Source organism: Niallia oryzisoli (genome assembly GCF_043641075.1).
Lineage (GTDB): Bacteria > Bacillota > Bacilli > Bacillales > Cytobacillaceae > Bacillus_BD > Bacillus_BD oryzisoli_A.
In genome coordinates, this window is the sequence record NZ_JBHZRC010000001.1 from 376,190 (window position 1) to 402,536 (window position 26,347).

At 37.5% G+C, this 26,347-nt stretch carries 28 protein-coding genes; 25 read left to right on the top strand and 3 right to left on the bottom strand.

The window, feature by feature from the left end; translation table 11 throughout:
* The first annotated feature begins 57 nt into the window (after positions 1 to 57).
* The 17 genes from fdhD (at position 58) to ACHUFV_RS02065 (ending at position 16,957) form a co-directional block, all read left to right on the top strand.
* On the top strand, positions 58 to 852 hold the full coding sequence (gene fdhD / locus ACHUFV_RS01985) for a formate dehydrogenase accessory sulfurtransferase FdhD (protein ID WP_394231931.1): 795 nt from the start codon (positions 58 to 60) through the stop codon (positions 850 to 852).
* A 252-nt stretch (positions 853 to 1,104) separates the two neighbouring features.
* Positions 1,105 to 1,575: an NUDIX domain-containing protein gene (locus tag ACHUFV_RS01990; protein ID WP_394231932.1), complete on the top strand. Its 471-nt coding sequence runs from the start codon at positions 1,105 to 1,107 to the stop codon at positions 1,573 to 1,575.
* A gap of 21 nt (positions 1,576 to 1,596) precedes the next feature.
* Complete coding sequence (locus ACHUFV_RS01995) at positions 1,597 to 2,694, top strand: glycosyltransferase (protein WP_394231933.1); 1,098 nt, start codon at positions 1,597 to 1,599, stop codon at positions 2,692 to 2,694.
* Positions 2,695 to 3,090: 396 nt separating this feature from the next.
* On the top strand, positions 3,091 to 3,615 hold the full coding sequence (locus ACHUFV_RS02000; RefSeq protein WP_394231934.1) for a hypothetical protein: 525 nt from the start codon (positions 3,091 to 3,093) through the stop codon (positions 3,613 to 3,615).
* Between the two features lie 140 nt (positions 3,616 to 3,755).
* Positions 3,756 to 5,270: a hypothetical protein gene (locus tag ACHUFV_RS02005; protein ID WP_394231935.1), complete on the top strand. Its 1,515-nt coding sequence runs from the start codon at positions 3,756 to 3,758 to the stop codon at positions 5,268 to 5,270.
* Positions 5,271 to 5,668: 398 nt separating this feature from the next.
* Positions 5,669 to 6,445 (top strand): hypothetical protein, encoded by a 777-nt coding sequence (locus tag ACHUFV_RS02010; RefSeq protein ID WP_394231936.1) that lies wholly within the window; start codon positions 5,669 to 5,671, stop codon positions 6,443 to 6,445.
* A 156-nt stretch (positions 6,446 to 6,601) separates the two neighbouring features.
* The gene (locus tag ACHUFV_RS02015; RefSeq protein WP_394231937.1) at positions 6,602 to 7,237 is read left to right on the top strand and encodes an FMN-dependent NADH-azoreductase; all 636 of its coding nucleotides are present in this window, start codon (positions 6,602 to 6,604) and stop codon (positions 7,235 to 7,237) included.
* 131 nt (positions 7,238 to 7,368) lie between these two features.
* Positions 7,369 to 7,515, top strand: a complete 147-nt coding sequence (locus tag ACHUFV_RS02020) for a hypothetical protein (RefSeq protein ID WP_394231938.1) — start codon at positions 7,369 to 7,371, stop codon at positions 7,513 to 7,515.
* 208 nt (positions 7,516 to 7,723) lie between these two features.
* Positions 7,724 to 8,809 (top strand): Fe(3+) ABC transporter substrate-binding protein, encoded by a 1,086-nt coding sequence (locus ACHUFV_RS02025; RefSeq protein ID WP_394231939.1) that lies wholly within the window; start codon positions 7,724 to 7,726, stop codon positions 8,807 to 8,809.
* 2 nt (positions 8,810 to 8,811) lie between these two features.
* On the top strand, positions 8,812 to 10,458 hold the full coding sequence (locus ACHUFV_RS02030) for an ABC transporter permease (protein WP_394231940.1): 1,647 nt from the start codon (positions 8,812 to 8,814) through the stop codon (positions 10,456 to 10,458).
* Positions 10,455 to 11,141: an ABC transporter ATP-binding protein gene (locus tag ACHUFV_RS02035; protein ID WP_394231941.1), complete on the top strand. Its 687-nt coding sequence runs from the start codon at positions 10,455 to 10,457 to the stop codon at positions 11,139 to 11,141. The genes ACHUFV_RS02030 and ACHUFV_RS02035 overlap by 4 nt, the downstream gene beginning before the upstream one ends.
* A 109-nt stretch (positions 11,142 to 11,250) precedes the next feature.
* Positions 11,251 to 12,033, top strand: coding sequence for a GTP cyclohydrolase II (locus ACHUFV_RS02040; RefSeq protein WP_394231942.1), 783 nt, complete (start codon positions 11,251 to 11,253; stop codon positions 12,031 to 12,033).
* Between the two features lie 139 nt (positions 12,034 to 12,172).
* The gene (locus ACHUFV_RS02045; protein ID WP_394231943.1) at positions 12,173 to 13,405 is read left to right on the top strand and encodes a M20 family metallo-hydrolase; all 1,233 of its coding nucleotides are present in this window, start codon (positions 12,173 to 12,175) and stop codon (positions 13,403 to 13,405) included.
* A 221-nt stretch (positions 13,406 to 13,626) separates the two neighbouring features.
* Positions 13,627 to 14,496, top strand: a complete 870-nt coding sequence (locus ACHUFV_RS02050; protein WP_394231944.1) for a cation diffusion facilitator family transporter — start codon at positions 13,627 to 13,629, stop codon at positions 14,494 to 14,496.
* 206 nt (positions 14,497 to 14,702) lie between these two features.
* Positions 14,703 to 15,563 carry a DUF2935 domain-containing protein gene (locus tag ACHUFV_RS02055; RefSeq protein ID WP_394231945.1) on the top strand — a complete coding sequence of 287 codons (861 nt, stop codon included), beginning with the start codon at positions 14,703 to 14,705 and terminating at the stop codon, positions 15,561 to 15,563.
* A gap of 212 nt (positions 15,564 to 15,775) precedes the next feature.
* Positions 15,776 to 16,174: a VOC family protein gene (locus ACHUFV_RS02060; RefSeq protein ID WP_394231946.1), complete on the top strand. Its 399-nt coding sequence runs from the start codon at positions 15,776 to 15,778 to the stop codon at positions 16,172 to 16,174.
* 186 nt (positions 16,175 to 16,360) lie between these two features.
* Positions 16,361 to 16,957, top strand: a complete 597-nt coding sequence (locus ACHUFV_RS02065; protein ID WP_394231947.1) for an NADPH-dependent FMN reductase — start codon at positions 16,361 to 16,363, stop codon at positions 16,955 to 16,957.
* A gap of 75 nt (positions 16,958 to 17,032) precedes the next feature.
* Here the strand turns inward: ACHUFV_RS02065 and pabB are convergent, their stop codons facing one another.
* Together pabB and ACHUFV_RS02075 are read right to left on the bottom strand one after the other, a co-directional pair.
* Complete coding sequence (gene pabB, locus ACHUFV_RS02070) at positions 17,033 to 18,784, bottom strand: aminodeoxychorismate synthase component I (RefSeq protein ID WP_394231948.1); 1,752 nt, start codon at positions 18,782 to 18,784, stop codon at positions 17,033 to 17,035.
* A 17-nt stretch (positions 18,785 to 18,801) separates the two neighbouring features.
* Positions 18,802 to 19,365: an anthranilate synthase component II gene (locus ACHUFV_RS02075; protein ID WP_394231949.1), complete on the bottom strand. Its 564-nt coding sequence runs from the start codon at positions 19,363 to 19,365 to the stop codon at positions 18,802 to 18,804.
* A 229-nt stretch (positions 19,366 to 19,594) separates the two neighbouring features.
* Between ACHUFV_RS02075 and ACHUFV_RS02080 the strand changes: the two genes are divergently transcribed.
* Together ACHUFV_RS02080 and ACHUFV_RS02085 are read left to right on the top strand one after the other, a co-directional pair.
* Entirely contained in the window at positions 19,595 to 19,762 is a 168-nt protein-coding gene (locus ACHUFV_RS02080) for a hypothetical protein (protein ID WP_394231950.1), read from the top strand.
* 3 nt (positions 19,763 to 19,765) lie between these two features.
* Complete coding sequence (locus ACHUFV_RS02085; protein WP_394233349.1) at positions 19,766 to 20,104, top strand: redoxin domain-containing protein; 339 nt, start codon at positions 19,766 to 19,768, stop codon at positions 20,102 to 20,104.
* A gap of 24 nt (positions 20,105 to 20,128) precedes the next feature.
* On the opposite strand, the gene ACHUFV_RS02090 is transcribed toward ACHUFV_RS02085, so the two are convergent.
* Positions 20,129 to 20,545, bottom strand: coding sequence for a DUF1284 domain-containing protein (locus tag ACHUFV_RS02090; protein WP_394231951.1), 417 nt, complete (start codon positions 20,543 to 20,545; stop codon positions 20,129 to 20,131).
* Positions 20,546 to 20,775: 230 nt separating this feature from the next.
* Here ACHUFV_RS02090 and ACHUFV_RS02095 point away from each other — a divergent pair, with 230 nt between their 5' ends.
* The 6 genes from ACHUFV_RS02095 (at position 20,776) to ACHUFV_RS02120 (ending at position 26,290) form a co-directional block, all read left to right on the top strand.
* Entirely contained in the window at positions 20,776 to 21,756 is a 981-nt protein-coding gene (locus ACHUFV_RS02095; protein WP_394231952.1) for a glycosyltransferase family 4 protein, read from the top strand.
* 158 nt (positions 21,757 to 21,914) lie between these two features.
* Positions 21,915 to 22,547, top strand: coding sequence for an FMN-dependent NADH-azoreductase (locus ACHUFV_RS02100; RefSeq protein ID WP_394231953.1), 633 nt, complete (start codon positions 21,915 to 21,917; stop codon positions 22,545 to 22,547).
* Between the two features lie 204 nt (positions 22,548 to 22,751).
* A complete protein-coding gene (gene desA / locus ACHUFV_RS02105; RefSeq protein WP_394231954.1) occupies positions 22,752 to 23,783 on the top strand; it encodes a Delta(5) desaturase DesA in 1,032 nt (343 codons plus the stop codon).
* A gap of 74 nt (positions 23,784 to 23,857) precedes the next feature.
* On the top strand, positions 23,858 to 24,388 hold the full coding sequence (locus ACHUFV_RS02110) for a response regulator (RefSeq protein WP_394231955.1): 531 nt from the start codon (positions 23,858 to 23,860) through the stop codon (positions 24,386 to 24,388).
* Positions 24,389 to 24,530: 142 nt separating this feature from the next.
* Positions 24,531 to 24,734: a gamma-type small acid-soluble spore protein gene (locus ACHUFV_RS02115; RefSeq protein WP_394231956.1), complete on the top strand. Its 204-nt coding sequence runs from the start codon at positions 24,531 to 24,533 to the stop codon at positions 24,732 to 24,734.
* A gap of 191 nt (positions 24,735 to 24,925) precedes the next feature.
* Positions 24,926 to 26,290 (top strand): citrate/2-methylcitrate synthase, encoded by a 1,365-nt coding sequence (locus ACHUFV_RS02120; protein ID WP_394231957.1) that lies wholly within the window; start codon positions 24,926 to 24,928, stop codon positions 26,288 to 26,290.
* The last annotated feature ends 57 nt before the right edge of the window (positions 26,291 to 26,347 follow it).

The following is a 26,347-nucleotide window of genomic DNA, read 5'->3' on the forward strand; positions in this document are numbered from 1 at the left end:
CAACAAACTAGCAGTACGCTGTGGATTGGATAGACTCATGGAAATGAGGTGTGCAAGGTGGAGCCGATTGAGGTAAGGCGTGAGGTCCTTCACTTAGGTAAAGGTGGGGTAATAAAATTTGAAGACAGCGTGGTTACTGAACACCCCATAACAATAAAAATCAATGGCACCGAGTTTGTCACTCTTGTTTGTTCACCTGATTATATCGCGGACTTAGTAGTGGGATTTCTTGCTTCAGAAGGAATCATTCGCCATTTCTCCGACATTGAAGATCTTTGGATTGAAGAGAACGCGGGGATTACCCATGTAAAAACAAAGAGAACGAACCCTTATTATCAGAACTTCCAAGGGAAAAGATATATCACATCCTGCTGCGGTGCAAGCAGACAAGGCTTTGTCTTCATTAATGATGCTTTAACAGCGAAAAAATTAGAAAAAGTGAGGGTAAGAATTTCTTCCGGAGAGTGTTTTTCTCTAATGAAAGAAATGCAGCAAATATCCACGCTATTTCAGAAAACAGGAGGTGTCCACAATGCGGCCTTATGCCAAAATGGACAAGTATATCTCTCCAGAATGGATATCGGAAGGCATAATGCCTTAGATAAATTATTTGGATATTGCCTGAGAAACAGTATTCCACTTGAAGATAAAATATTGGCTTTCAGCGGTAGAATTTCAGCCGAAATTTTGTTAAAGGCATCGAAAATCGGTTGTGAAATTGTCATGTCAAAATCAGCACCTACTGAACTAGCATTAAAACTTGCCGAACAGCTCGGAATCACAACAATTGGATTTATACGCAATGATTCGCTTAATGTATATACAGGACTGGAAAGAGTATATTTTCATTAAAGATACAAGGGGACGGTTCTCCTGCTTCAATTGGAAGCAGGAGAACCGTCCCCTTGCTTTCTTAAAGTTCCTTTTGTAAACGTTTTAGTGTTAAAATTTCAAAAATCTTTAGAAAAGCTTAACAGGAACTTAACCTGAAATTTGGTCGTTTGTCTAATTCAAATCTACTTTTTTTGCATGTAATGTAACAGGTAAATGGTAAAGAAGAGGATGTAAGAGAGAAACAAACTTCTTGTGAAGGGAGGCATGACAGTGGGGTATATAGAGGAATTACGAGCACTTGTTGGGACAAGACCACTAATTTTAATCGGGGTAGTAGTCGTTGTTTTAGACCAAGAGAATCGCCTACTAATGGTTGAATCTGAACAAAAGTGGAAATTGCCTGGTGGTTTTATTGAATTAGGGGAATCAGCAGAGGAGGCTGGTATAAGGGAAATATGGGAGGAAACAGGTTTAACAATAAAACAATTGGAATTAATTGATGTATTTTCAGGAAAAACCTTTTTTACAAAGCTATCAAATGGGGATGAATATTTTCCTGTAACCCTTGCCTATGTAACGAAAGACATACCATGCGGCTTGCCTACACCTGATGGCATCGAAACACAAAAGGCTGAATTTTTTCATTGGTCATTACTGCCCGAAAATCTAAGTATTCGAGATCGGCACATTTTGCAGCGATATCAAACAAAGGAATCGATCATTAGTGGTTACCATTGGTGAATAAAGAGAGGAAGGAATCTAATGAAAACGATTGTCTTTTATATTGGAGAACCATTAAAAATTAATCAAGGGTTTATGTACAATCAGATTATTGGGGTGAAAGAATACTACACTATCGTGATTGGACCTTTTTCCAACAGTAAAAACGTTCAATATAAATTTGAACATTTCTATAATATCAATGATATTAATGATCCTGGAAGCTTTTTTAAAAAGCATCATGTTGCAGCCATACATGCCCATCAAGGAAAGCATTCGCTGGAGATTTTACCCTTGGCTTTAAAGTATAATATTCCTCTGATTGTTCATTTTCGTGGACGTGATTCATCCACACAGACTGTAGAAAGATATCGTGCAAATTTGGAGCGATATAAATCATTAAAGAATAAGGGTTCTGGATATTTTGCAGTATGTCAATTTCTGGCCGAAGAGTTAAAAAAATTAGGATTTCCAAGAGATAAAATTCATGTTCTATATGGTGGTATTAATATAGACTTGTACCCATATGTGAAAAGGTCCCTGCCGAAAGAAGGAGAAGTCAGAATCCTATCAGTAGCAAGGCTTGTAGAGAAGAAGGGCTTCCTTACACTAATCAATGCCTTTCAGCTGCTAAAGCAGAAGTACCCTCGTGCAACACTTCATATCATTGGAACTGGTAAGGATGAGGCTAAGCTTAAACGATATATTGAAAAACTACGATTAAAAGACAAGATTTTTCTTAGAGGAGCGATGGACTCAAAGCAAATTGCTAAGGAACTGGAAAGGGCACATCTTTTCTGTTTAGCAAGTGAGACAGGTGATGACGGCGATGTAGAAGGAATACCCAATGCATTAAAGGAAGCAATGGCAAGCGGATTACCGGTTATTTCCACCTTTCATGGAGGAATTCCAGAATTAATCGAGCACAAAAAGACGGGTTTTCTTGCACCTGAAAAAAATGCAAAGAAACTAGCAGAAGGGATCAGCTATTTCCTCGACCACCCGGAAATCTGGGATAAATACACGAAAAAGGCAAGAACGGTCATTGAAGTGAAATTCGATTGCAATAAACAAATCAAAGAGCAGCAACGATTATATCGTTTAATCGAGAAGGAAAACGAAGGTGATAATCAACATTAGGAAGTTAACTTCTATTCGTTTTGAAAAGTATTACAAGCTAAATTAGGAGTTTAGGGGATTTCTCAAAAAAGGTGTCAGCCCTATGTTTTACATGAAACATGAAATACTTTTGCATGACACCTTGAGGAGCATCCCATACAGCTAGTTTTTTATTTACATAACCAGAGGTGATCCAGGGTTGAATTTTGACAGATAATATTTTATTGATTGTGACAATTAATGACTGAATATTCAAATATTTTATTTTATATTATTGCCTAGTCAGTAATATATTTTACCTTGTAGCCTTTGCGTCCTAGGTCGAAAGAAAAAACAATAGAAAAGGGAGGCAGAAAAGAATTTTCAGTAAACTTTGAAAAAGGGGAGATCAATTTGTCCAAGAAAAAGTCGATACTAATGGGGTTGCTTTTAAGCAGTGCATTAATGGTAGTCGGATGTAATGACAAGGAAACAAGTACTACAGACGATTCCAGTAATGATGGGGGAAAAAGTAATGTCATTATGGTTTCAGGGGATACGGTCTCTGAAATGGGAGGATGTGTCCTTGCAAGCCGATATGCTGCAGGGGATAAAATTGTCTTCCGAATGAATGCACTAGATGCAAATAATGAACAAATGGAAGATGCTAAACTGCAAGTGCATCTATCAACCGGTGAGGTGCTTGATATGGAGCTTGGCGTACATTCACCACCTGATGCAAAGGACCCAGCAAAATTTTGGACTGCTGCCTATCCAGTGACTGAGAATACACCTACTGGAACGCTGGAATATTACGTAACTGCTGAAGCAGGTGCCGCCAAAGGAGAGTTCCGGCCTTTTAATGTACAGCCATCCTTAATCACAATTGTTGATCCTTCTGCTGCAGGGACTGTTCCTGAAGGTGCACCAGCCCCAGGACCTGAAGAAGCACCTGCACAATAAAATAGATTTAATGGGTCTGATCATCAATCTGTAAAATGATTACCTATCGAAGTATGTATATACTCATGAGCGAATAGGTTCTGTTAACGTAGGAAGACAGCTACCCTAGTTGCAGTAATAGAAATGGAAGGATGTGCAATTTGGTTAAAGTAAGATGGAAGACAGTTATTCAAATTTTGGGAGCAGCTGCACTACTGACTGGTTTAAGTGCATGTACGGACCAATCATCTTCGAAGCCAGAGCCAAAATCAGAAAAGGCCTCATTATCAGATGATACAGAGAAGAACGTTACAAAAAAAGAGCAAGCCCTAAAAAACAATATCAAATTATCGAATATTAGAGGAACTGTCCGTCAAAATATTGATTTTAGTGTCAATGAACTCGAGCCGAATAAACCGGTAAAGCTGATTTGGATGACAATGGACGGCAGCTATAATATAAAGGATCTCTATGAAGTAATTGGTCCTGAATTTAAAGAAAGAGAGGTTGTACTTGCAGAGGGAACGAGTGATGCTAATGGGAATTGGAATGGCTCCTTTAAGGTGCCCGAAGGTTTTGGCGGCGACATGACAATTTATGTAGTTTCCATGGATAATAGAATTGGTCAAACTGCATTTACCCTTGATCCTTCCTTTACGATGTCTCCTGAATCGGGTCCGGTTGGTACAGAAATTACGATTAAAGTAGAAGGCCTAGGCTGGAGTACCTATATGCGGAATTGGCAATTAACCTATGATAATAAATATACAGGGTTAGTTTCGGCCATTGCGACAAATGGTACAGCAGAAGCCAAAATCCGTGCAGCAGGATCTGTCGGAAAGCATGCGATTAGACTCCGAACAGGGTACTTGGGAATGCAGTATATCAATTATTTGCAGTCACCATACCCTGATAAGCCTGCACCAGATTTTTTATTTGAAGTAACTAATTCAACTTCAGTTAAAGAAAGTTATGTAGAGCCTACACCAACAGCAGCAAACGGCGGGGTTAAAATGCCTGAGCTTAAAAATAAATCGAGTGTAGAATTGGAACTGGATAGGAGTGAAGGTACTGTTGGCGAGCCGGTTAAGCTGACAGCAGCTGGACTGCCAAAAGATAAAGAGGTCGATATTATTTGGAATACAATGAAGGGAAGCCGTGTTTCCGGATTAGGTTTTGCTGAGCACTCAACAAAGCTTCATACACTGAAAACGGATCATGACGGTAATTTAGTTTACGATTTTCCAGTGCCAGATGATTTAGGAGGAATCCCACACAGAATTGACCTTAAAGTGGGTGATGAAGTGTATGGACAGGAATACTTACGGATTCTGCCATCGATTGTAAATATATCACCGACATCAGGACCCGTTGGTACTAAAATACAGGTGACGATAAAAGGCGGAGGCTGGACAGAATTTGATAACGCATACTATTTAACCTACGATAATGCGTATACTGGTTATTTATGTGCCTTTAACAGCCAGGGAGACCTGACCTTCGATGTGGTAGCAACCGGTGAACCCGGCTTTCATGTGATTGACCTGTATCCAGGGATTTATAAGCAAAAAGAAAAGGACACAGATATGACGTTAATTCCACAGCTCACCTATTCGACAGACCATCCAGGCTCAGCGATGCCAGCCATCCGATTAGGGTTTAAGGTAACAGAGTAAGGAGAGAAGGTTAAATAAAGGTTTTATTGAGAGAGGTGCATTTTTGAACCTCTCTTTCGTTTCTATCATTATTAATTATATTTTCCTAACAATAGTTAATCATTTCCTTTCAATACTTATTTTTCATGACGATTCCTACCTTCAGAAAGGTTAAGAGGTGATTTTTCCGACCTATATCTCTAACTTACCCTGTCATTCCTTACCCATAGAATCCACCACTAATAGTCTTATTTGTCCATTCACTTTATTTATTTACTCCTATAATATAAAAAGTAATTAAATGAATGGTGAGTTATTACTAATGGAGAAGTAATATTTTATTAGCAGAAATTTCTCTTATTATCAATATTGCTGGATAACATCATATTGTCTTAACAAACGAGAAAGGGGGAAACCATGTGAACACAGATCAGGCATTTGAATTATTGAAAAATGCAGGTGTGACAGAGGATATTAGCATTAAAACGGTTAGACGCTGGCTCCGTGAAAGAAGGATCACATACGATGGCGGACAAAGAAATTCCGGATTCATATTGGATGATACGGATCAAGCCTTTCAGCTATTAAAGGACGCTGGTGTTGCTCCAAGCATGAGTATGCCCATTGTTCGTCGCTGGGTACGTGAGGGAAAGATTCAACACGTAGGTAATGGCGAGCGCATAGAGGAATACATATCGAATGAACCAAGACCAAGACGGTCATCGCATACCCCTGTTGAAGATAAGGTTATTCGTCAATTAAAGGCCAAAATGAAAGCACAGGAAGAGCATATAAAAGGCATTGAAGAGCTTCATCAATCTTCTATTAATACTTTAATACAGCAAAGAAATAAATTATCAAAAGAAATCATGGATCTGCAAAAGGAAAAACATGAATTACAAAAAGAAGCTCGAAAGCTATTAAAGGAAAATCTTGATTTGCGGAATCAATTATTAAAAATGAAGGAAGAATTCACAAAAGGAACTAAATCAGATCCTGAAAAGACCCAAACTAGTCCATTAAAAACATATGATCCACGACCAAAGCTCGGACTATCAAAAACAGCTGGCGCAAAAGAAATACTAGCCGGTTATAAAACACTTTTAAAATTGACGCATCCTGATCGAGGAGGAAATGCCACCCTATTTCATTTCATTAAAATGGATTATGATTCATTTCGAAATAGCTTGAAATAGTATATGGTATATACGGTTTAATAATAGAATCATTCCCTGTATCATGTACAGGGATTTTTTTGTGCTCAAAATAATCCATGTAAGAATGCATAGTTATTACTTGTTTCCTTCATATTAATAAAGTCTAATAATTACTATGAAAAAGGGGATGAGTCCATGGCAAAATTACTCTATATAACAGCACACCCACATGACGATAAACAATCATTTAGTATGGCTGCAGGGAAGGCATTCATCGAAACTTATCAAGAAGCAAACCCAAATGATGAGGTGGTCCATCTAGATTTATATAAAGAACACATTCCGCATATTGATACGGATGTTTTCAGTGGATGGGGCAAGCTACAATCTGGCAAAGGCTTTGAAGAACTTTCAGATGAAGAAAAAACCAAGGTAGGTCGTTTGAATGAACTGAGTGATCAGTTTATTGCGTTCGATAAATATGTAATTGTAACACCATTATGGAATTTATCATTTCCGCCCGTGATGAAAGCTTATATTGATTCGATTGCTGTTGCGGGCAAGACGTTTAAATATACAGACCAAGGATCTGTCGGTCTCTTAACAGACAAGAAGGTTCTTCACATCCAAGCCCGAGGTGGTATTTATTCAGAAGGTCCAGCTGCAGCACTGGAAATGGGGCATCGTTATTTACAAGTTATCTTTAGTTTCTTCGGCGTTCCTAATGTTGAAGGACTATTTATCGAGGGACATGCAGCTATGCCGGATAAAGCCGAGGAGATAAAACAGAATGGTATCGCTCGAGCAAAAGACCTAGCACATACTTTCTAAATATTCACTTAATTTAAATAGGGTTAATAATAAATCTTGTTAAAATAGTAAAAATAATGTAATATCTGTAATATATAGCAATTATTTTGCAATAAATAGTCAAATATTACTACTGCTATGGAGATGGGAAAATGGAAAATCAGACATTTTATTATGATGGCAGCGTAGAAATGGTTAATGGAACCAACACAAATTCAGTTGAATTTTCTAATGAGCCAATCGTAGTAACAGACGAAGCTAGAAAGAATATGGGTGGAAATCCGTTTCTTGTAAAATAAAACTTTTAAACATGAGATGAACATTGCTAGACTTTCTATTAATATAGAAAGTCTTTTTATTTTTTATTAACAACTAAATAGTGTTATTTAAAATATTCAAAACTATAAATTAATAGTTGACACAAGGGCATGGTCGTATGTACAATAAAAGTGCACTAATTGATAACAATTATCATTTTCAATAACAAACAAAAAAGGGGATACAAACATGAGATTATCAAAATTTTGGAAACCGCTTGTGTTTAGTACGGCACTAACGATTGGACTAGCAGGCTGCGGTGGTAACAATCAGAACGAGTCAAACGAGGAAGAATCAGCTTCAAAACCAAAAACAACTGAGAATCAAGTAGTTAACATCTATACGGCCAGACATTATGAAGCCGATGATGCGATCTATAAGAAATTTACAGATGAGACAGGCATTAAAGTAAATGTTGTAAAAGGGGAAGCGGAAGAACTTATTGAAAGATTAAAACGTGAAGGTGAAAGCACCCAAGCAGACCTGTTTGTTACAGTTGATGGCGGAGTTCTTGCCAATGCAAAACAAAACGATATCCTGCAACCGGTTTCTTCAGATACAATTGATAAAAATGTACCAGAAAACTTTCGTGATTCCGATAATAATTGGATAGGCCTTGCAACTAGAGCCCGTATAATCGCGTATTCTAAGGATAGAGTGAAACAAGAGGATTTGTCCACATATGAGGATTTAACAAGCGACAAATGGAAAGGGAAATTGCTTGTTCGTTCTTCAACAAGTTTATATAACCAGTCATTGCTTGCATCTTTTATTGAGTTAAACGGGGAAGAAAAAGCGGAAGAATGGTCAAAAGGAATAGTAAATAATTTTGCCCGTCAGCCAGACGGCGGTGACCGTGACCAAGCAAAAGCAATAGCTGCAGGTGTTGGCGATGTTGCAATCATGAACACTTATTATGTTGGTCTATTAGCGAACTCTGAAGATCCTGAGGAAGTAAAAGTTGCTGATAGTATTGGAGTCTTCTTCCCGAACCAGGAAACAAATGGTACCCATGTAAATATTAGTGGAATTGGTTTAACAAAGCACAGCAAAAATAAAGAAAATGCGATTAAACTGATTGAATATATGACAAGTGTAGAAGCGCAGGAGTACTTATCTGCTAATAACTATGAGTTCCCGGTAAATCCTCATGCAGCAAAACCAGAACTACTTGAGAGCTGGGGAGAATTCAAAATGCAGGAATTAAATTTCGATACTTTAGGGGAGCATAATAAAAAAGCAATCGAAATCTTTAATAAAACAGGCTGGAAGTAATAATGAAAGCAGAACTAATTAAACGTAAAATAAAAAAAGAGTTTAACAGTTGGTGGATAGTAAGTATCGTTGGGGCAGTAGTGATTCTACTGCCTATCCTTTTTATTTTCTCCTCTATTTTTCATGAACCAAATGAAAACTGGCTTCAAATACGTCAATACTTGCTGAAAAATTATGTTTTGAACACAATCATGCTGGTTGGGTTCACAGGTATTTTTACTGCATTTTTAGGTGTAACCCTAGCGTGGCTGGTTGCAGCCTATGATTTTCCTCTGAAGCGATTTTTCCGTTGGGGGTTAATGCTGCCATTGTCCATTCCAACTTTTATAGCTGCTTATACGTATAAAGCTATGCTGAGCTATACGGGTGTGATTCAAACGACATTAAGAAACCGTTTTGATTATCAAATAAGTCCGGAATGGTTAAACGTTACTGGAATTGGTGGGGCTGTTTTTATCTTCACCTTATTTCTCTTTCCCTATGTGTATATGATTACAAGAGCATTTCTTGAAAATCAAAGTACAGCGTATATTGAAAACGCTCGACTATTAGGAAGGAAACCATTAGCCGTTTTTTTCAAAGTAGTTCTTCCTCTTTCAAGACCCGCCATTGTTGGCGGTACCGTATTAGTTATATATGAAGTCCTAGGGGATTATGGGGTTACCAGCCATTTAGGCATTCATACGATTTCAACAGCCATTTTTCAAACTTGGTTTGGAATGTATGATGTAAATTCTGCAATGAAGCTTGCAGCATGGTTAATGATCATTATTGTTGGAGTTTTCTTTATTGAAAAATTACTTAGACAGAGACGCCGCTATACGATTCATAATAAATCTAGACCGCTTGTACCTATAAAACTGAAGGGAATATCCTCAATTGGAGCCTTTTTATATTGCAGTATTGTCTTTTTAATAGGATTTCTTATTCCTTTTATTCAGTTACTAGTGTGGGCACAAATGACTTTTCATAAAGTTTGGGATTCAACTTTTATTACATTGGTATATCAAACGGTCTTACTTGCGATTATTTCAACGATCATCATTCTCATTCTTTCTGTTGTTGTAGCGAATGTTTGCCGAAAGCAATCCACTTTTTCTTACATCATATCGAAATGTGTAACAACAGGGTATTCGATTCCAGGACCTATTATTGCGATAGGAGTATTGGCCATGTTTATCTACCTTGACCAGTGGCTTGCACCGATATACTCTTCCATTGGGCTGGGTGAAGCCCCGCTTATTTTAAGTTTATCGATTGTTATGTTAGTTGTTGGCTATTTTATACGATTTACGGCTACCGGATATAATGCAATTGAAGTTGGCTTTGAAAAAATGGGGACGAAGTACATGGAAGCTTCAAGAATGCTTGGATTAGGGATAACAAAAACATTTTTCAAAGTAGATTTGCCTTTAATTAAGGGGGCTCTAGCCAGTGGGTTTATTTTAACCTTTGTAGAAATATGCAAGGAATTGCCCTTGGCTTTACTTCTAAGACCATTTAATTTTGAAACTCTTGCTACGAAGACCTTCCAATATGCCAATGATGAGCAAATATTTGAAGCTTCGACATCATCGCTGTTAATTATCGCTATCAGCATCATATCTGTAATCATTTTCCAAGTGTTAGGGAGGAGGGTGAAACAATGACAATCGTACAAATTGAAAATTTAACTTTTTCATTTTCTCGAAAACAGGATCCTGTTATTAATGATTTTTCATTTTCGATGAAAAAAGGAGAAATAGTAGGGATATTAGGACAAAGCGGAAGTGGTAAAAGTACGTTACTCCGCTTAATATCCGGCCTAGAAATGCCGATAAAAGGAATGATAAAAATTGCTGAAATGACGGTTGTCGATGAGGGGCTCTTTATACAACCGGAAAATAGAGGCGTGGGAATGGTCTTCCAAGATTATGCACTATTTCCACATATGACTGTAAAGGATAATATCTTATTTGGATTATCGCGAATGCCGAGAAAAGATAGAAAGCAGCGTGTGGATGAAATGCTGGAACTAGTTCAGATGGAACAATTCGTGAGAAGATATCCACATGAATTAAGCGGCGGACAGCAGCAAAGGATTGCACTCGCCAGAGCTCTTGCACCGAAGCCAAACATTCTGTTAATGGATGAACCTTTTAGCAACTTAGATGCGGATTTAAAAGAATCCATCCGTGAGGAACTCGGGGTTATTTTGAGAAAAGCCAACATGTCCTGTATTGTGGTCACACATGATCGAAACGATGTTGAAGCTATATGTGATTATAGCATTGTGATGGGTCCATCCAATCAGACAAATGACTCCAATCGAAAAAGAATGCAGCATGGGTAATAACTGGTATTTAGTTTTAAGCATAATCTTTCCAAATTGGTAAGGTTATGCTTTTTTGTATGTATTAAAATGTTTAGTTGCAAACTAATTGAAAAAAGGGGAGTTAATCATGACAGCCATCCATCTTGAGGAAAAAGTCCTTACTATTCTACAGGATAAAATTCAGTTGCTTCAAAAAAGTAAAGGGAATATCTATTTAGTAGGTCCAATAAAGCTGCCTGTTAATTTATATGGTGAAACAGTTAATTTTAAATGGTACTGCTGGTTAAATTGTGAGGATGTGACAGAAATAAATTGTAATGAAGTAAAAGATTATGAAAAAATTATCGAAAAGCTTTCATCCTCCAATTTAGCACTTTACCAGCAGTCAAGTGTATTGGTGTATGGTGACTTTGAGCATAGTGATGATGCAATCATACGATTTCATTCGATTTGTCATACTGGAGATATTTTTGGCAGTAAACGATGCGATTGCGGTTTTCAGCTGAAGCAGTCAATGAAAATAATTGCCGAACATGGGAATGGCGCGTTATTTTACTTAGCCAATCATGAAGGAAGGGGTATTGGGTTATTTAGTAAAGCAATGGCATATGTTCTTCAAGAGAATGGCTATGATACTGTAGAAGCAAATATCGGTCTTGGGTTTGTTGATGACTCAAGAAACTATGAGGATGCAATCACAGTACTCAAAACATTGCGATCAAAACCAGTAACGCTAATGACCAATAATCCGAAAAAACTGGATGCCTTAAAAAGTGCCGGCTTAGAGGTTTCCGGAAGGGAGCCAATATGGGGAGATATTTCGGAGTACAACAGGAAATATTTGCAGACCAAAATTGCAAAGTCAGGACATATTAAAGGAGAATCACAGTCAAATAGCTGTTGTGATTAGAAATAGACTATTGAATTGACACTTCTACAATTCCTTATTGTGGAAGTTTTTTTTGTAATAGCTATCCTATTCTATTTTCTGTATAATCATTATCATATAATAATTCAATTTACTTACGAACAGGGCAGGCGATACTAGATTGAATAGCAAGGAAAGATATGAACTATTATTTAGTAATATTAATCAATATAACTCAGGTGAAAAGGGCATTACGCGAATTGCCTATTCTGATGAGGAACAGACGTGTACACATGCTTTTATGAGAATGTGCAAATTGGAAAATTTAGAAATCAGAATGGATGCCTGCGGGAACGTCATTGCCAGAAGAGAAGGAAAAAGAGGTGACCTTCCGCCAGTTGTAATGGGCTCCCATCTAGATACCGTTTATCAAGGTGGTAAATATGACGGGGTTGTAGGGGTTACAGCGGCATTAGAAATCGTAAGGCGACTGAATGAAAAGGAGATAATAACAGACCACCCAATTGAAATTATTTCATTTGCCTGTGAAGAATCCTCACGATTTGGAGTGTCTACGGTCGGCAGTAAAGCAATGGCAGGAATTCTTAATAAAGAGAAATATCGTTATCTTACTGACCGTGATGGGATTACAATGGAAAAAGCCTTTGCTTTATGTGCACTTGATTTTGATAGTGTGGAGGAGGCGAGCAGAAATCAGGAAGAATTCAAGGCCTTTTTTGAAATACATATTGAGCAAGGTCCTGTACTGATTAATAATCAGAAAAAAATTGGGATTGTGACAGGGATTGCTGCCCCCGTCAGATTAATCATTAAAATCAATGGAAAAGCCTCCCACTCAGGGACAACTCCCATGAATATGAGGCGAGATGCCCTTCTTGGTGCATCGGAGATCGCTCTAGAACTTGAAAAAGCAGCCATACAGGAAAAGAAATGTGGAACTGTAGCAACGGTAGGCGTTATGAATATATACTCTGGTGCGATGAATGTTGTTCCAGGAGAAGTTGAACTAAAGGTCGATATCCGCTCCATTTCAAGTGAATCGAGAAAAAGAGTAGTTGACCATTTAAACCAAGTGATATCTCAAATTGAAATGTCGAGACAGCTCGACATACAAAGTACGGAAATCAGTTCGGAGGAACCTGTATTACTTGAACCTCATGTGGTTGATACGTTAATAAAGCTTTCTGAAGAAAAAGCTCTTCCCTATGAGGTGATGCAAAGTGGCGCAGGCCATGATGCCATGAACATGGCGAAACTATGTCCGACAGGTCTTATTTTTATCCCTTCAGTGGATGGACTCAGTCATCATCCCAATGAATATACGGACATGGATGATATTATCCTGGGGATTGATTTACTTGAAGAAGTTATTCTTCATTATGCTGGTATGTAGATTTAATTCAAATTAAGCACAGAGTCGTTCTGTTCAAACAGGGCGGCTTTTTATTATTTACCGTTGTTTATAACCTTTATATTCTAAAAAAACTTTCTCATAGGCAACATATTTTCGTAAGGATTACTTTTATATAATAGTGAAAAAAGGTTGCTGTAGACCCACTCGTATTTCCCTTGTTAAGATTATAATAGAGAATTCATTTGAGGAGATTTCATGACATGGATGAACAGAGATATAACGACTTAAAACTTGGGGAACGTGGCGCTATCATTAGTATCATTGCCTATATTTGTTTGTCAGCTTTAAAGTTAGCAATCGGTTATTTAGCTGATTCAGAAGCGTTAAGGGCAGATGGTTTAAATAATACTACCGATATTATTGCATCCATTGCGGTTTTAATAGGATTGAGACTTTCCCAAAAACCTGCGGATTCGGACCATTCATATGGTCATTGGAAAGCAGAAAATGTTGCTTCTCTAGTTGCATCCTTTATCATGGCTGCAGTGGGTATACAAGTAATATATGCTGCTATAACTAAAGCCTTCTTAAACGAACATTCAACACCCGATTTGATTGCAGCATGGACCAGTATTTTATGTGCCATCGTTATGTATGGTGTGTATCGATATAATAAGACTTTAGCTAGTAAAATTAATAGTCAATCAGTCATGGCAGCAGCAAAGGATAATCTATCGGATGCATGGGTAAGTATCGGTGCAGCAGTAGGTATTATCGGCTCACAGTTTCATATGGCCTGGCTGGATCCAGTGGCAGCCGTCATTGTAGGTTTATTAATATGTAAAACTGCCTGGGAAATCTTTCAAGAGGCTTCACATCGATTAACTGATGGCTTCGATGAAAACGAGATTCAAGCATTTAAAGAAACCATTCAAAACACATATGGCGTTAAAGGGATAAAAGACATTAAGGCAAGAAATTACGGAAACAATGTTGTTGTAGATGTTGTAATTCTGGTCAATTCTACGCTGGATATAATCCGTGCCCATGACATTTCAACCGAAGTCGAACAAGCATTAGCCAAGAAACATAATGTGTATGATGTTCATGTACATATTGAACCTAATTAGGATTTATAATTCAGTCAGAATAATACTTAGGATTAAAAGTCCGACATTTTAATTAGAATAATGTTCTGAAATGACGTATGCATATGCATACGTCATTATTTTTATATAAAAGTAAGACAAAACGAACGGGACTTTAGATTTGGTATATTTATTTGACCTTGTTAATAAGAATAGACTAAATGCTGTGTTTGCAGGAGGGGCTTGGAATGAATGGGAACGAAAGTGGACTGCATCCCGATACGGGTGTTACTTCGGGAGTATTTGTTGAGCGATCTTTAAACGAAATTCGTTTTTGGTCAAGGATCATGAAAGAGCACTCATTATTTCTTCGATTAGGTTTTAGAGCAGAGGATACTCAATTAATCCAAGAAGCTAATCAATTTTACCGATTGTTTGAACACATAGAACAAGCTGCTCATGCCTTTACTAATCAAACAGATCCTGAACAAATACGAGGTTTTAACTCTGAAGTACAACAAGCTGCAACAAATATTTACGCATTCAAACGAAAAGTTCTAGGATTAATTCTCACATGTCAATTGCCAGGGGCAAATAATTTTCCCCTTTTAGTTGATCATATAAGTAGAGAGGCTAATTATTTTAGAAAACGATTAATTGAATTAAACCAAGGTAAATTAAAATCACTTCCTGATGCAATTATTAAAGAAAATGTTTTCTTTTTACGAATTATGGCTGATCATGCAAAATTCATCGGACACCTCCTTGATCCATCAGAAAGAAAACTTATCGATATAGCGCAAAATTTTAGCAATGATTTTGACCAATTGCTTTATCAAGCCAGGGATCTAGAGGGAATGGTACCATATTCACAGACTATTCCTATGTTAGATCAATTCTTAGATCAAAATCGTGTGTCTGTCGTATCTCTTCGTGACTTCAAGAAAACGGCACGTGAATTAATTGAACAATGCAAAATAAAAAGTATCATTCACCCACTCTTAGCAGACCATGTTTTCCGTGAAGCTGATCGTTTCCTTGAAATCATTGATATGTTTGATACACATCTTACAAGTGGTAACCCAACACCTAGATTTTTAGAAGGCTGAAGAATATGGGGCACATTAGACTCATCTAATACAAAAGGGTACAAAAGGTCCACCAGTTTACTGGTGGACCTTTTTAATTGAAACTATATGATTAGTTGGGACACTGATCATGTGTATCAAGAAAGAATAAAATAGTTAGGCTAGGGAAGGGATATGATAATATGAATTGAATAATACATATGTAGATAAACATACAAAGGAGACGATATATTATGGAAAAGGTCACACCATTTTTAATGTTTCAAGATGGCAATGCGGAAGAAGCAATGAACTTTTACACATCGCTTATTGAGGATTCAGAGATAACAGGAATTGTTCGGTATGGTGCAAATGAAGCAGGTGATGAGGGCACTGTCATGCAGGCAACTTTCTCCTTAAAAGGACAAGAGTTTATGTGCATTGACAGCAATATCAAACATCAGTTCACTTTTACACCTTCTTTTTCTATTTATATTACTTGCAGCACAAATGAAGAAATCAAGCATCTATATGAGAAACTCATTGAAGGTGGACAAGCACTCATGCCAATAGGCGATTATGGTTTTAGTAAAAAGTTTGGCTGGCTAAATGACCGCTTCGGAGTTTCGTGGCAATTAACGCTACTTTCATAACCTATTTATTGTAAATTTTGATGCTGCCATTTGGCAGCTTTTTTTATTCAAAAAGGCTAGAGGAGGGCATTTATTACTTGCTGGGTTGTTGGCATGAATTTTACAATCTTTGAAAGAATAGAGAGAATGAATAAGGGGACTATAACATCAGGAATTGCCAATTTGTCACATAAGGTGGTAATAAATATGGGTTTTTGGGACAAATTATTGGGGCGTTCAACTAGTGAGGAGGAAGAACCTATGTCAAACTTAAACATCGGTATTATTTTGGGAAGTACTCGTGAAGGACGTCTTAGTCCACAGGTTGGAGAATGGGTAAAATCCCTTGCAGACAAACGCGGCGATGCAAATTATGAAATCGTTGATATTAAAGATTTCAATCTTCCGTTCCTAGGAACAACGGATGGATCCGATCCAGGAATTGGACAATGGAATGAGAAGCTTGCTAGCTTAGATGGATTTATCTTCATTGTTCAAGAATATAATCATAGTATTACAGGTGCGTTAAAAAACGCTCTCGATTTTGCACGTGAAGCCTGGAATAATAAAGCAGCAGGCATTGTGAGCTATGGTTCAGTAGGAGGAGCACGTGCTGCAGAGCATCTGCGCGGCATTCTAGGTGAATTAGCAATTGCAGATGTTCGTACACATCCAGCTTTAAACCTATTTACTGACTTCGAAAACGGACAAACCTTCAAACCAGCAGAAATGCACGAAGGAACCGTCAATGAAATGATGGGTCAACTAATTTCTTGGGCGACTGCCCTTAAAACAGTTCGTTAATCTTAACTAAAGCTAGAATTGGAAAACGCATGGAGCATTAATAGCCCATGCGTTTTTGTATCCTTATTTTTCCTATTATATTTCAACCTCTAGCCATTTACGAACACTATTAATAAACCATACTTTCGTACATTTTTTCAAATCCTCAACGGTTAATACTTTTTCTCGAATGTCTCCATTAGTAAGTAAGTATTCACGAAAGGTGCCTGCTAGTAATCCACTGCTAATAGGAGGTGTCCACTTCAACCCGTCAATTTCCAAAACAACGTTACCATTAATAAATTCTGTAAGCTCACCATCTTCATTCCACAGAAGTACCTCATAAGCTTGCGGATACTTTTGTTGAAAAAAAGAATACATCGCTCTATTCGTTGTTTTATGATAGAAGAACGGATTGCTTCTATCAATTGGCACGTCTGCGAGCATTGCCTTTAATGGAGTTTTAGATTGTGTGATAGGTTGGGCTTCTAGCTCTAATTTGCCATTTTTGTTTAATAGAAGCCTAACTTTGAAAAAGCCTGTTTTATCCTGACCTGCAAGTTGATCCAACGATTTCTTAATGGATTGCAAATTACATGAAAAACCAAAATACTCTGCAGAATTTTTGAGACGAATTAGATGCTCTTTAAGCAGGAAGAATTCTCCATCCTGTAATAATAGGCTTTCTAGCAATTGAAACTCAGGCCGATTTTCCTCAAGCAGCTTCGCTTTTGTAAGAATTTCATGATACTCTCCTTTAGTTGTTGAATCCCATGTAATCCCGCCGCCAACACCGTAAGTGGCAGCACCTGTATTTTGATCAATCACAACCGTTCGGATGGGAACATTAAAAATCGCCTCTTCATTTGGGGTGATGTAGCCAATTGCCCCGCAATAAACATCTCGAGGAGCTGTTTCTAATTCAGAAATAATCCCCATCGTACTTATTTTGGGTGCTCCCGTAATAGAGCCGCATGGAAAAAGTGCTTTAAATATATCAACCAGCTGAACATTCTCCGCAAGTTTTGCCGTGATCGTAGATGTCATTTGATGGACAGTCGGATAGTGTTCAATTTCAAACAGCATTGGAACTTCTACTGTCCCAGGACGAGCAATCATCCCTAGGTCATTACGCAATAAATCAACGATCATAACATTTTCAGCGCGATTTTTTTCAGAATGGTAAAGCCAGTCAGCATTTTCTTTGTCCTCAGAAAATGAATTTCCTCTCCTGACTGTTCCTTTCATTGGCCTTGTTGTGATTTGATCACCCTGTAAATGAAAAAATAATTCCGGCGATGCAGAAAGTATCCGATGGTCACCAGTATTAATATAGGCGCAATAATTTGAGGCTTGTGAATTTTTGAGATTTTCATAAAAGGCGATATCGTCACCCATGAACTTGGAGCGAAGACGTATTGTATAATTTGCTTGATATGTATCGCCAGCTTCAATGGATTGTTTAATAAACCGGATAGAAGCATCATATTCATCGAGCGATACAGATGGAATCCAATCTGTTAAATTATATGTTCCATTACTGCTTAGCTTTCCTGTTTGCGGCTCGGAAAAGATCCCAAACCACAATAATGGCATAGTAGATCCTTTATTAACCTTAAACGCTGAATCAAAGGCCGGTGCGCTTTCGTACGAAAGATAACCAGCAGCATAATAGCCTTCCTTTATAGCCTCTTGAATCTCCTGAAAACAAGACAATATCTCTTCAACTGTATGAGCAATTACCAATTTCAATGGCTGACTAAATAGTACAGGCTGAATTTCACCCGTAGAATTGGCAAATTCAAATGATAAGAGTGGTTGAACTTGATTTAGATTAGTTATCTTCATTGTTTATTCCTTTGTGTTTATTTTTTGAAGAAGTTATGAATCATCTTTTTTCCGCTGTCAGTTAATATGGCCTCAGGATGAAATTGTACGCCTTCAACTCTGAACTGCTTATGCCGCAATGCCATAATTTCTCCGTCTTCGCTTTTAGCACTGATGTCAAGACAATGAGGGAGGGTGGATTCATCAACAACCAATGAATGATATCTTGTAATTTGTAATGGCGTGGGAAGCTCTGAGAAAATCGATTTTTGATCGTGATCCATCATCGAAATTTTTCCATGCATCGGCTGTTTCGCTTTTACAATATTCCCGCCAAATGCCTGGGCAATGATTTGATGACCGAGACAGACTCCTAATATTGGAATGGATTGAGAATATTTTTTCACGATTTCTAAACATATGCCTGCATGATCAGGGTTGCCGGGTCCGGGTGAGATCAGGATAAAATCAGGTATCAGCTTATTAATATCATCCAATGAAAGCTGGTCATTCCTACGAATCACCACTTCTTCATCAATTTCCTGTATATATTGAACTAAGTTGTATGTAAAAGAGTCATAGTTATCAATTACTAAAATCAATTTTATACCTGGCTCCAATCTGTTAAAATTATTTTCATAATGACAATAGGTTAATTATAGTTGAACGAGTATACCATTGTGAAGACATAATACGAACAGTATCCTGTTTTGTATGAAGGAAGCTGAATATTTTACAGTTATGTCAGAATTATAGTAAAATAACGCAAGGAAACGAGCAAATATTATCAAACGATAATACTTTTTGGTATTACAAAGAAAAGGAGAGCCTATGAAAATAAAACTGTTTTTATTTGTCGCAGCAGTCATGCTTTTATTAGCGGCATGTGGTCCAAAGACCATAGATGAGTCAATCACTCTACTTGACCACGAAAAAAATGATGTAACAATCCCGCAAGAAAAACCTGTGCTGTTATTTTACATTACTACATACACCTGAGGAATCTGCCAACAGCAGCTAGTTGAGCTGCATAATAATCTGCAGAAATTAGACGGTATGGAGATGCCTATGTATGTAATTAGCAAGGACCTTCCAGAGGAACAAAAGTTATTACATGATCAGCTTGAAAAGGACTTTGGTAAAAGCCTTCCATTTATATCTGATCCAGAGCTTAAATTAATTGATGAAACGGGTATGGAGAATGAAGATACTGCATACAGAGGATATGCAATTATTGCTCCAAATGGTGAAGTTGTATTAAAGCAAGTCAACGATCATTGGGGAGAAGAAATAGACAAGACCGTGGAAGACATTAAAGAAGCGTATAAAAAATTAAAATGATTTTATATTCTAAAAGGGGAGGCCTTATTTGACCTCCCTTAATCCACTCCCATTAAGAATCTCTTGAACACCTTCCTCACAAACCCCATATGAGCGCCAGGAACAAGATTCACAAACTGTATTTATATCTGAAGGTACAATATATTTCTGGATTTTCGCTTCTATTTCCTCCCAAGTTAGAATTTGTCCGATTTTGAGCTCCATTTTTTCCAAAATAGCCGAATCTCTTTCAGCAATTCCTTTCTCTTCACAATGGTATTCACTAGTATTTGGGAACTTCTCACACAATCGGTCTGGACCCTCTATTAGCTGAATCCACGTCTTCGGGTTTTCTCTTAATGTTTGATGAAGCATAGTCATATTTTCAACGTACTCTTTAGAGTAACCCATTCCTCGATAGCCTAGAAGGCAAAAGATATGATGACCACGCAGTTGGTACATACTAATTCCCCCAGTTTAATGTTTGCTTATTGTTAACCTGATGAACGCATTAGTTAACTTACTTTTTCATCTTAACATATCTTACCTGAAAAATTTGGAACTTTTTCACTACTGGGAAAGATTGTTTCCCATGGAGTTTTTGTTTGTGAAATATAAAAGCAATTTCTTATCAATGCAGGGCAATATATGATTAGGAAGAGAAGTGAAGTGAATAAACATGGAGAATGACTATGCATATTTTATTTTTGGCACCCTATTTTAATCAACCAAGAGGAAATTCAACTACAATCAAACGACTTGTCCATTTTTTAGATAGGCAAAATATTAGTCTATCCGTCATCCCTTACTTAGAAAACGATAACTGGCACCGCTCTGATGCAGATATTTTTCATATTTTACATGCTACTCGCTTTATCAAATGGGCGCGTGAAAACCAATTTACTTTGAATCGACCGTATCTTGTAACAATGGGCGGGACAGATATTAATATTGATTTACAGCGAAACCTCGATGAAGAGATTTTTACCTTCTTACAAAATGCTTCATACATTACTGTCTTCACTGATGATGCAAAAGAAAAGGTAATCCGTTTGCATCCAGGCTGGGAAGATAAAACAAGTGTAATTCCCCAAGGGGTTTGGCTGCCCTGGCATATATCATCAACAGGGGAAGAAATGTACCCTCACATTCTTCTTCCTGCAGGTTTACGGCGAGTAAAAGATGTATTACATGTCTTACCTGCACTTGATCAGTTAATTAATCACTATTCCAATATGAAGTTTACCATTCTAGGTGCAAACCTTGATGATAGTGTGAGAGCTGAGGTCCAAAAAAAGATGGAGAAGCGATATTGGATGAAATATGCAGGTGTGGTTCCCTATGAGGTCATGAAAGTATGGTATGAACAAGCTCAAATCGTGATTAACACCTCCCAATCAGAGGGTCAATCGCTTGCCGTTATGGAAGCAATGGCAATGAGAAGACCCGTTATTGCACGTAAAAATGAAGCGAATCTACAGCTTGTGCGCCACGAACAAACTGGCTGGCTGTATGAATCAATGGATGAGTTTGAGCAGGCCGTTCGTTCTATTATTGAAAACATCTCATTACGAAAGCAGGTAGTTCAAGCGGCAAAAAATTGGATTGTTGAGCAGTATTCACCAGATAGAGAAGCAAAAGCCTTTCTCCACTTATATAAACAATTAGTCTAGTTGTAGATGGATTCCCCTTATTCTAAGGGGAATTTTTCTTTAGAACGTTTAGCATAAAAAAATATTCGTTGACAATTATACTAAATCATAATATATTTAATTCAAGATTTTTTTACTAAAAATATATTAACATAATATAAAAGGGGATTTTAAATATAATGAATATTTTAGTTGTAAAGGCAAATAACCGTCCAGCTTCAGAGGCAGTTTCAAGTAAAATGTATGAAACATTCATGAATAACCTGGAAGGTGTTAATGTAACAACTTACGATGTATTTGCGGAAGACATGCCATACTTTGGTCAAGATTTATTCAATGCTTTCGGTAAAGTAGAATCCGGCGAAGAAATGACTGACATTGAAAAGCGTATTTTAGCTGCAAAACAGAAAGCTATGGATGCACTAACAGCAGCGGATGTAGTAGTATTTGCATTCCCGTTATGGAATCTAACTATCCCAGCTGCATTACAAACATTTGTTGATTATGTATACCAAGCAGGCTATGCGTTCAAATATGATGAAAATGGACAACTTGTACAATTAATGACAGACAAAAAAGCGATTATTCTAAGTGCACGCGGCGGCATTTACTCAACACCAGAAGCAGCGCCAATGGAAATGGCTGCAAATTATATGAAAAACGTATTTGGCGGCGTATTTGGTATGGAAATCATTGATGAAGTGATTATCGAAGGTCACAATGCAATGCCAGATCAAGCAGAAAAAATTATTGCTGAAGGACTTGAAAAAGTGGCAGCTGCTGCTAAAAATCTATCAGCTGTAACGGCATAATATTAGTAAAAATAATAAATTTTCTCGAAGACAGCTCCTTGTATAGGGGCTGTTTTTTTTGTGAAATTGTACCGTCTGAATGTTGAACCTGACAGATGTGACATTTGTCATATCTTGTACATGACACCTGCTACTTACAACCATGACTCCCTTTCTATATACTTTGGTATAACGATGCAAAACAAGGAAGGGAATTAAAATCTTATGACCTTACAAAACAAAAATACGTTAAAAAAACAGATTGCTCCTTATGAAAAATCAACGACAAAAGAAAGTGTATGGCAGTTAATGAACACGATCGTACCATTTATTGCCTTATGGTACCTTGCTTATATCAGTCTTTCCGTATCCTATTGGTTAGCTCTTATTCCAATTGTGATAGCTGCAGGATTTTTAGTAAGAATATTTATTATTTTTCACGATTGTACACATTATTCTTTTTTCAAAAGTCGACGTTTAAATCGAATTGTCGGAACGGCCATGGGTGTTATTACTTTATTTCCTTTTGAAAAATGGGGTCGCGAACATTCCATTCATCACGCAACAAGCGGAAACTTAGATAAACGCGGAGTAGGTGATATTTGGACGCTTACAATTGATGAATATATGAAAGCGCCACTTCGTACTAAGATTGGTTACCGTTTTTATCGTAATCCGATTGTCATGTTAGGATTAGGACCGATTTTCCAATTTCTTTTAAAAAATAGATTTAACCGCAAGGATGCCAAAATGAAGGAACGTCTGAACACATATTTGACGAATATTCTATTAGTGGTCATTGTTGGATTGCTTGTTTGGGCTCTTGGCTGGCAGTCATTTCTTCTCGTTCAAGGCTCTGTTTTCTTACTGGCAGGCTCAGCAGGTATTTGGTTGTTTTATATCCAACATACATTTGAAGATTCATACTTCGAGGTAGATAAGGAATGGGAATATGTGAAGGCCGCTGTGGAAGGAAGTTCTTATTATAAGCTTCCAAAGGTTATCCAATTCTTAACCGGGAATATTGGGTTCCATCATGTTCATCATTTAAGCCCGAGAGTTCCTAACTATAAATTAGAAAAAGCACACGAACATACACCACCATTACAAAACGTTCCAACGATTACACTCGCTACAAGCTTGAAGTCGCTCCGTTTCCGTTTATGGGATGAGAAAAACAAGACATTCGTTAGTTTTAGGGATGTTAAACGATTAGCGAAAAAACGAGTTTCTGTTCAAGTAAAACCTGAAGTTTGATAAGAGTCAGCTCCCCTATAATGGGGAGTTTCTATTTTAACACAGCTTCGAAAAGGGGAAAGGGAGAATACGACATGATTCGAATTGTCATAGCAGAGGATCAGGAGCTGTTGTTAAGCGTGATCGGATCACTTCTTAATCTAGAAGAAGATATGGAAGTAGTCGGTCAGGCCAAGAATGGATTTGAAGCAGTTGCGCTTGTACGGGAGTTTCAGCCTGATATTTGTATCATGGATATTGAGATGCCTGTTATGAACGGACTTGATGCAGCAGAATCCATACTGAATACAGGCTGTAAGGTGATTATCATGACGACCTTTGCCAGAACAGGTTATGTGGAACGTGCACGGAAGGCTGATGTTAGAGGTTATTTGTTAAAGGACAGTCCAAGTCAGGAATTGGTTTGCTCCATACGCAGGATCATGAACGGGAAGCAGATATATTCATCGGAATTGATAGACCAATCTTTCATAGATAACGAAGAAGAGAATGAACCCTATTCTAATGAACAAATAGAAACCGCCATTCCACCTAATAAAACGTTTATGAAAGTTAGAAATTATTTTTCAACGATTATTGATAAAATGAAATTACCGACAGGGTAGAGAATGTTGGTCGTTAGTCAAAATTAAACAACCTTTTGCACTCCTTTCTTATTTTGAAAGGAGTTTTTATTTTGCCTACTCGCACGAATTGTCTTTGATTTTTGATGAAGAATAAATAGAAACAGAACGGAGGCAGAGTTAGATGGTAAATAATAAGAAGGCTGATGAAAATTATACAGTGGCTGGTACAGACATTGAGGAGGTAAAGAGACTAAATGCTCTTTCCGGACTATCCTATAATGAGGTAAAGGCATTGCTGGTGAAGACAGGCGGGCGTGGTACTGGGATTTATAGTGATACGAATCTCGAGGAAGTGAAGAGAAGAAATCAAAACCATGAGGGTTAAATATTTCAATGGTTTAGCCTCTTCATGCAACATTTTTTTGTAAATGTTTATTTTAGTTAATAAAGTTCTTATGTACACCTTCATTATTCAAAAAATTAGTTTTTACTGATATAAAAGCAACAAAATCCGAAGCATTGGGCATAATTAGAAAATAATCAATCAGAATGAAATTTCGGGAATGGGTGACTAAAATGCCGGAACAAAAAAGAGAAATGATCCATAACTACACGTATCAGTACAGTAGGATTCTTCAAAAAAGTAGTAAGATTGACAGCAATTTGTTTGAAGAATTTGGTGTGAAGCGCGGGCTAAGAGATAAAAGTGGCAAGGGAGTGCTTGCCGGGCTGACTAAAATTTCAAATATAGAATCCACAAAAGAGATTGATGGAAAAACGGTACCGATTGAAGGAAGACTGTATTATCAAGGCTATAATATCCATGATTTAGTGAAGGGATTTGTCAATAAACGTTATGGCTTTGAAGAAATTACGTACTTACTATTATTTTCCACACTTCCAAATGAAGAACAATTAAAAGAATTTAAAGAGGTACTTAGGGATTCACGCAATCTGCCGAAAAATTTTACACGAGATGTGATTATGAAAGCCCCAAGCCAAGACATTATGAACTCTTTGACAAAAAGTGTCCTTACATTGGCTTCCTATGATGAGAGAATAAATGATATGTCGTTGGAAAATGTTCTACGGCAATGCTTGATGCTGATCAGCGTGTTTCCTATGATGTGTGTATATGGCTATCATGCTTATAATCACTTTGAATGTGACGACAGTCTTTATATTCATAGACCGGATGATAAGCTTTCAATGGCAGAGAATATCCTAAGAATGCTACGGCCTGATAAACAATATACAGAGGTGGAGGCTAGGGTGCTGGATGTGGCTTTGGTGCTTCATATGGAACATGGTGGAGGGAATAATTCAACCTTTACAACAAGGGTGGTTTCCTCAGCAGGTTCTGATACATATTCCGTGATTGCGGCAGCCTTATCTTCATTAAAAGGACCAAAGCATGGTGGGGCCAATATCAAGGTCGTTGAGATGGTACAGGATATCAAAGCACATGTATCAGACCTTAAGGATGAAGAGGAGATTAAAGCCTATTTAACAAAGATTTTAAATAAAGAAGCTTTTGATAAAAGAGGATTAATCTATGGAATGGGTCATGCTGTTTATTCAATCTCGGATCCAAGGGAACAGGTATTTAGAGGTTTTGTTGAAAATCTTGCTGATGAAAAAGGAAGACGGGAAGATTTTGAATTATATACAATGATTGAGAGAATGGCCCCGGAAGTTATTGCAAAGGAACGCCGTATCTACAAAGGAGTCAGTGCCAATGTAGATTTCTTAAGCGGTTTTGTCTACAGCATGCTCGATATCCCGGTAGAACTATACACACCAATCTTTGCAATGGCAAGAATAGTAGGCTGGAGCGCACACCGCCTAGAAGAACTCATCAACGTAGACAAAATCATCCGCCCAGCCTATAAAAGCATCGGACCAGAAAAACAATATATCGAAATTGATCAACGAAACTAAACATGGGGACGGTTCTTCTGCTTCCATTTTTGACTATTCAGAAAATGGTGCAAGAGG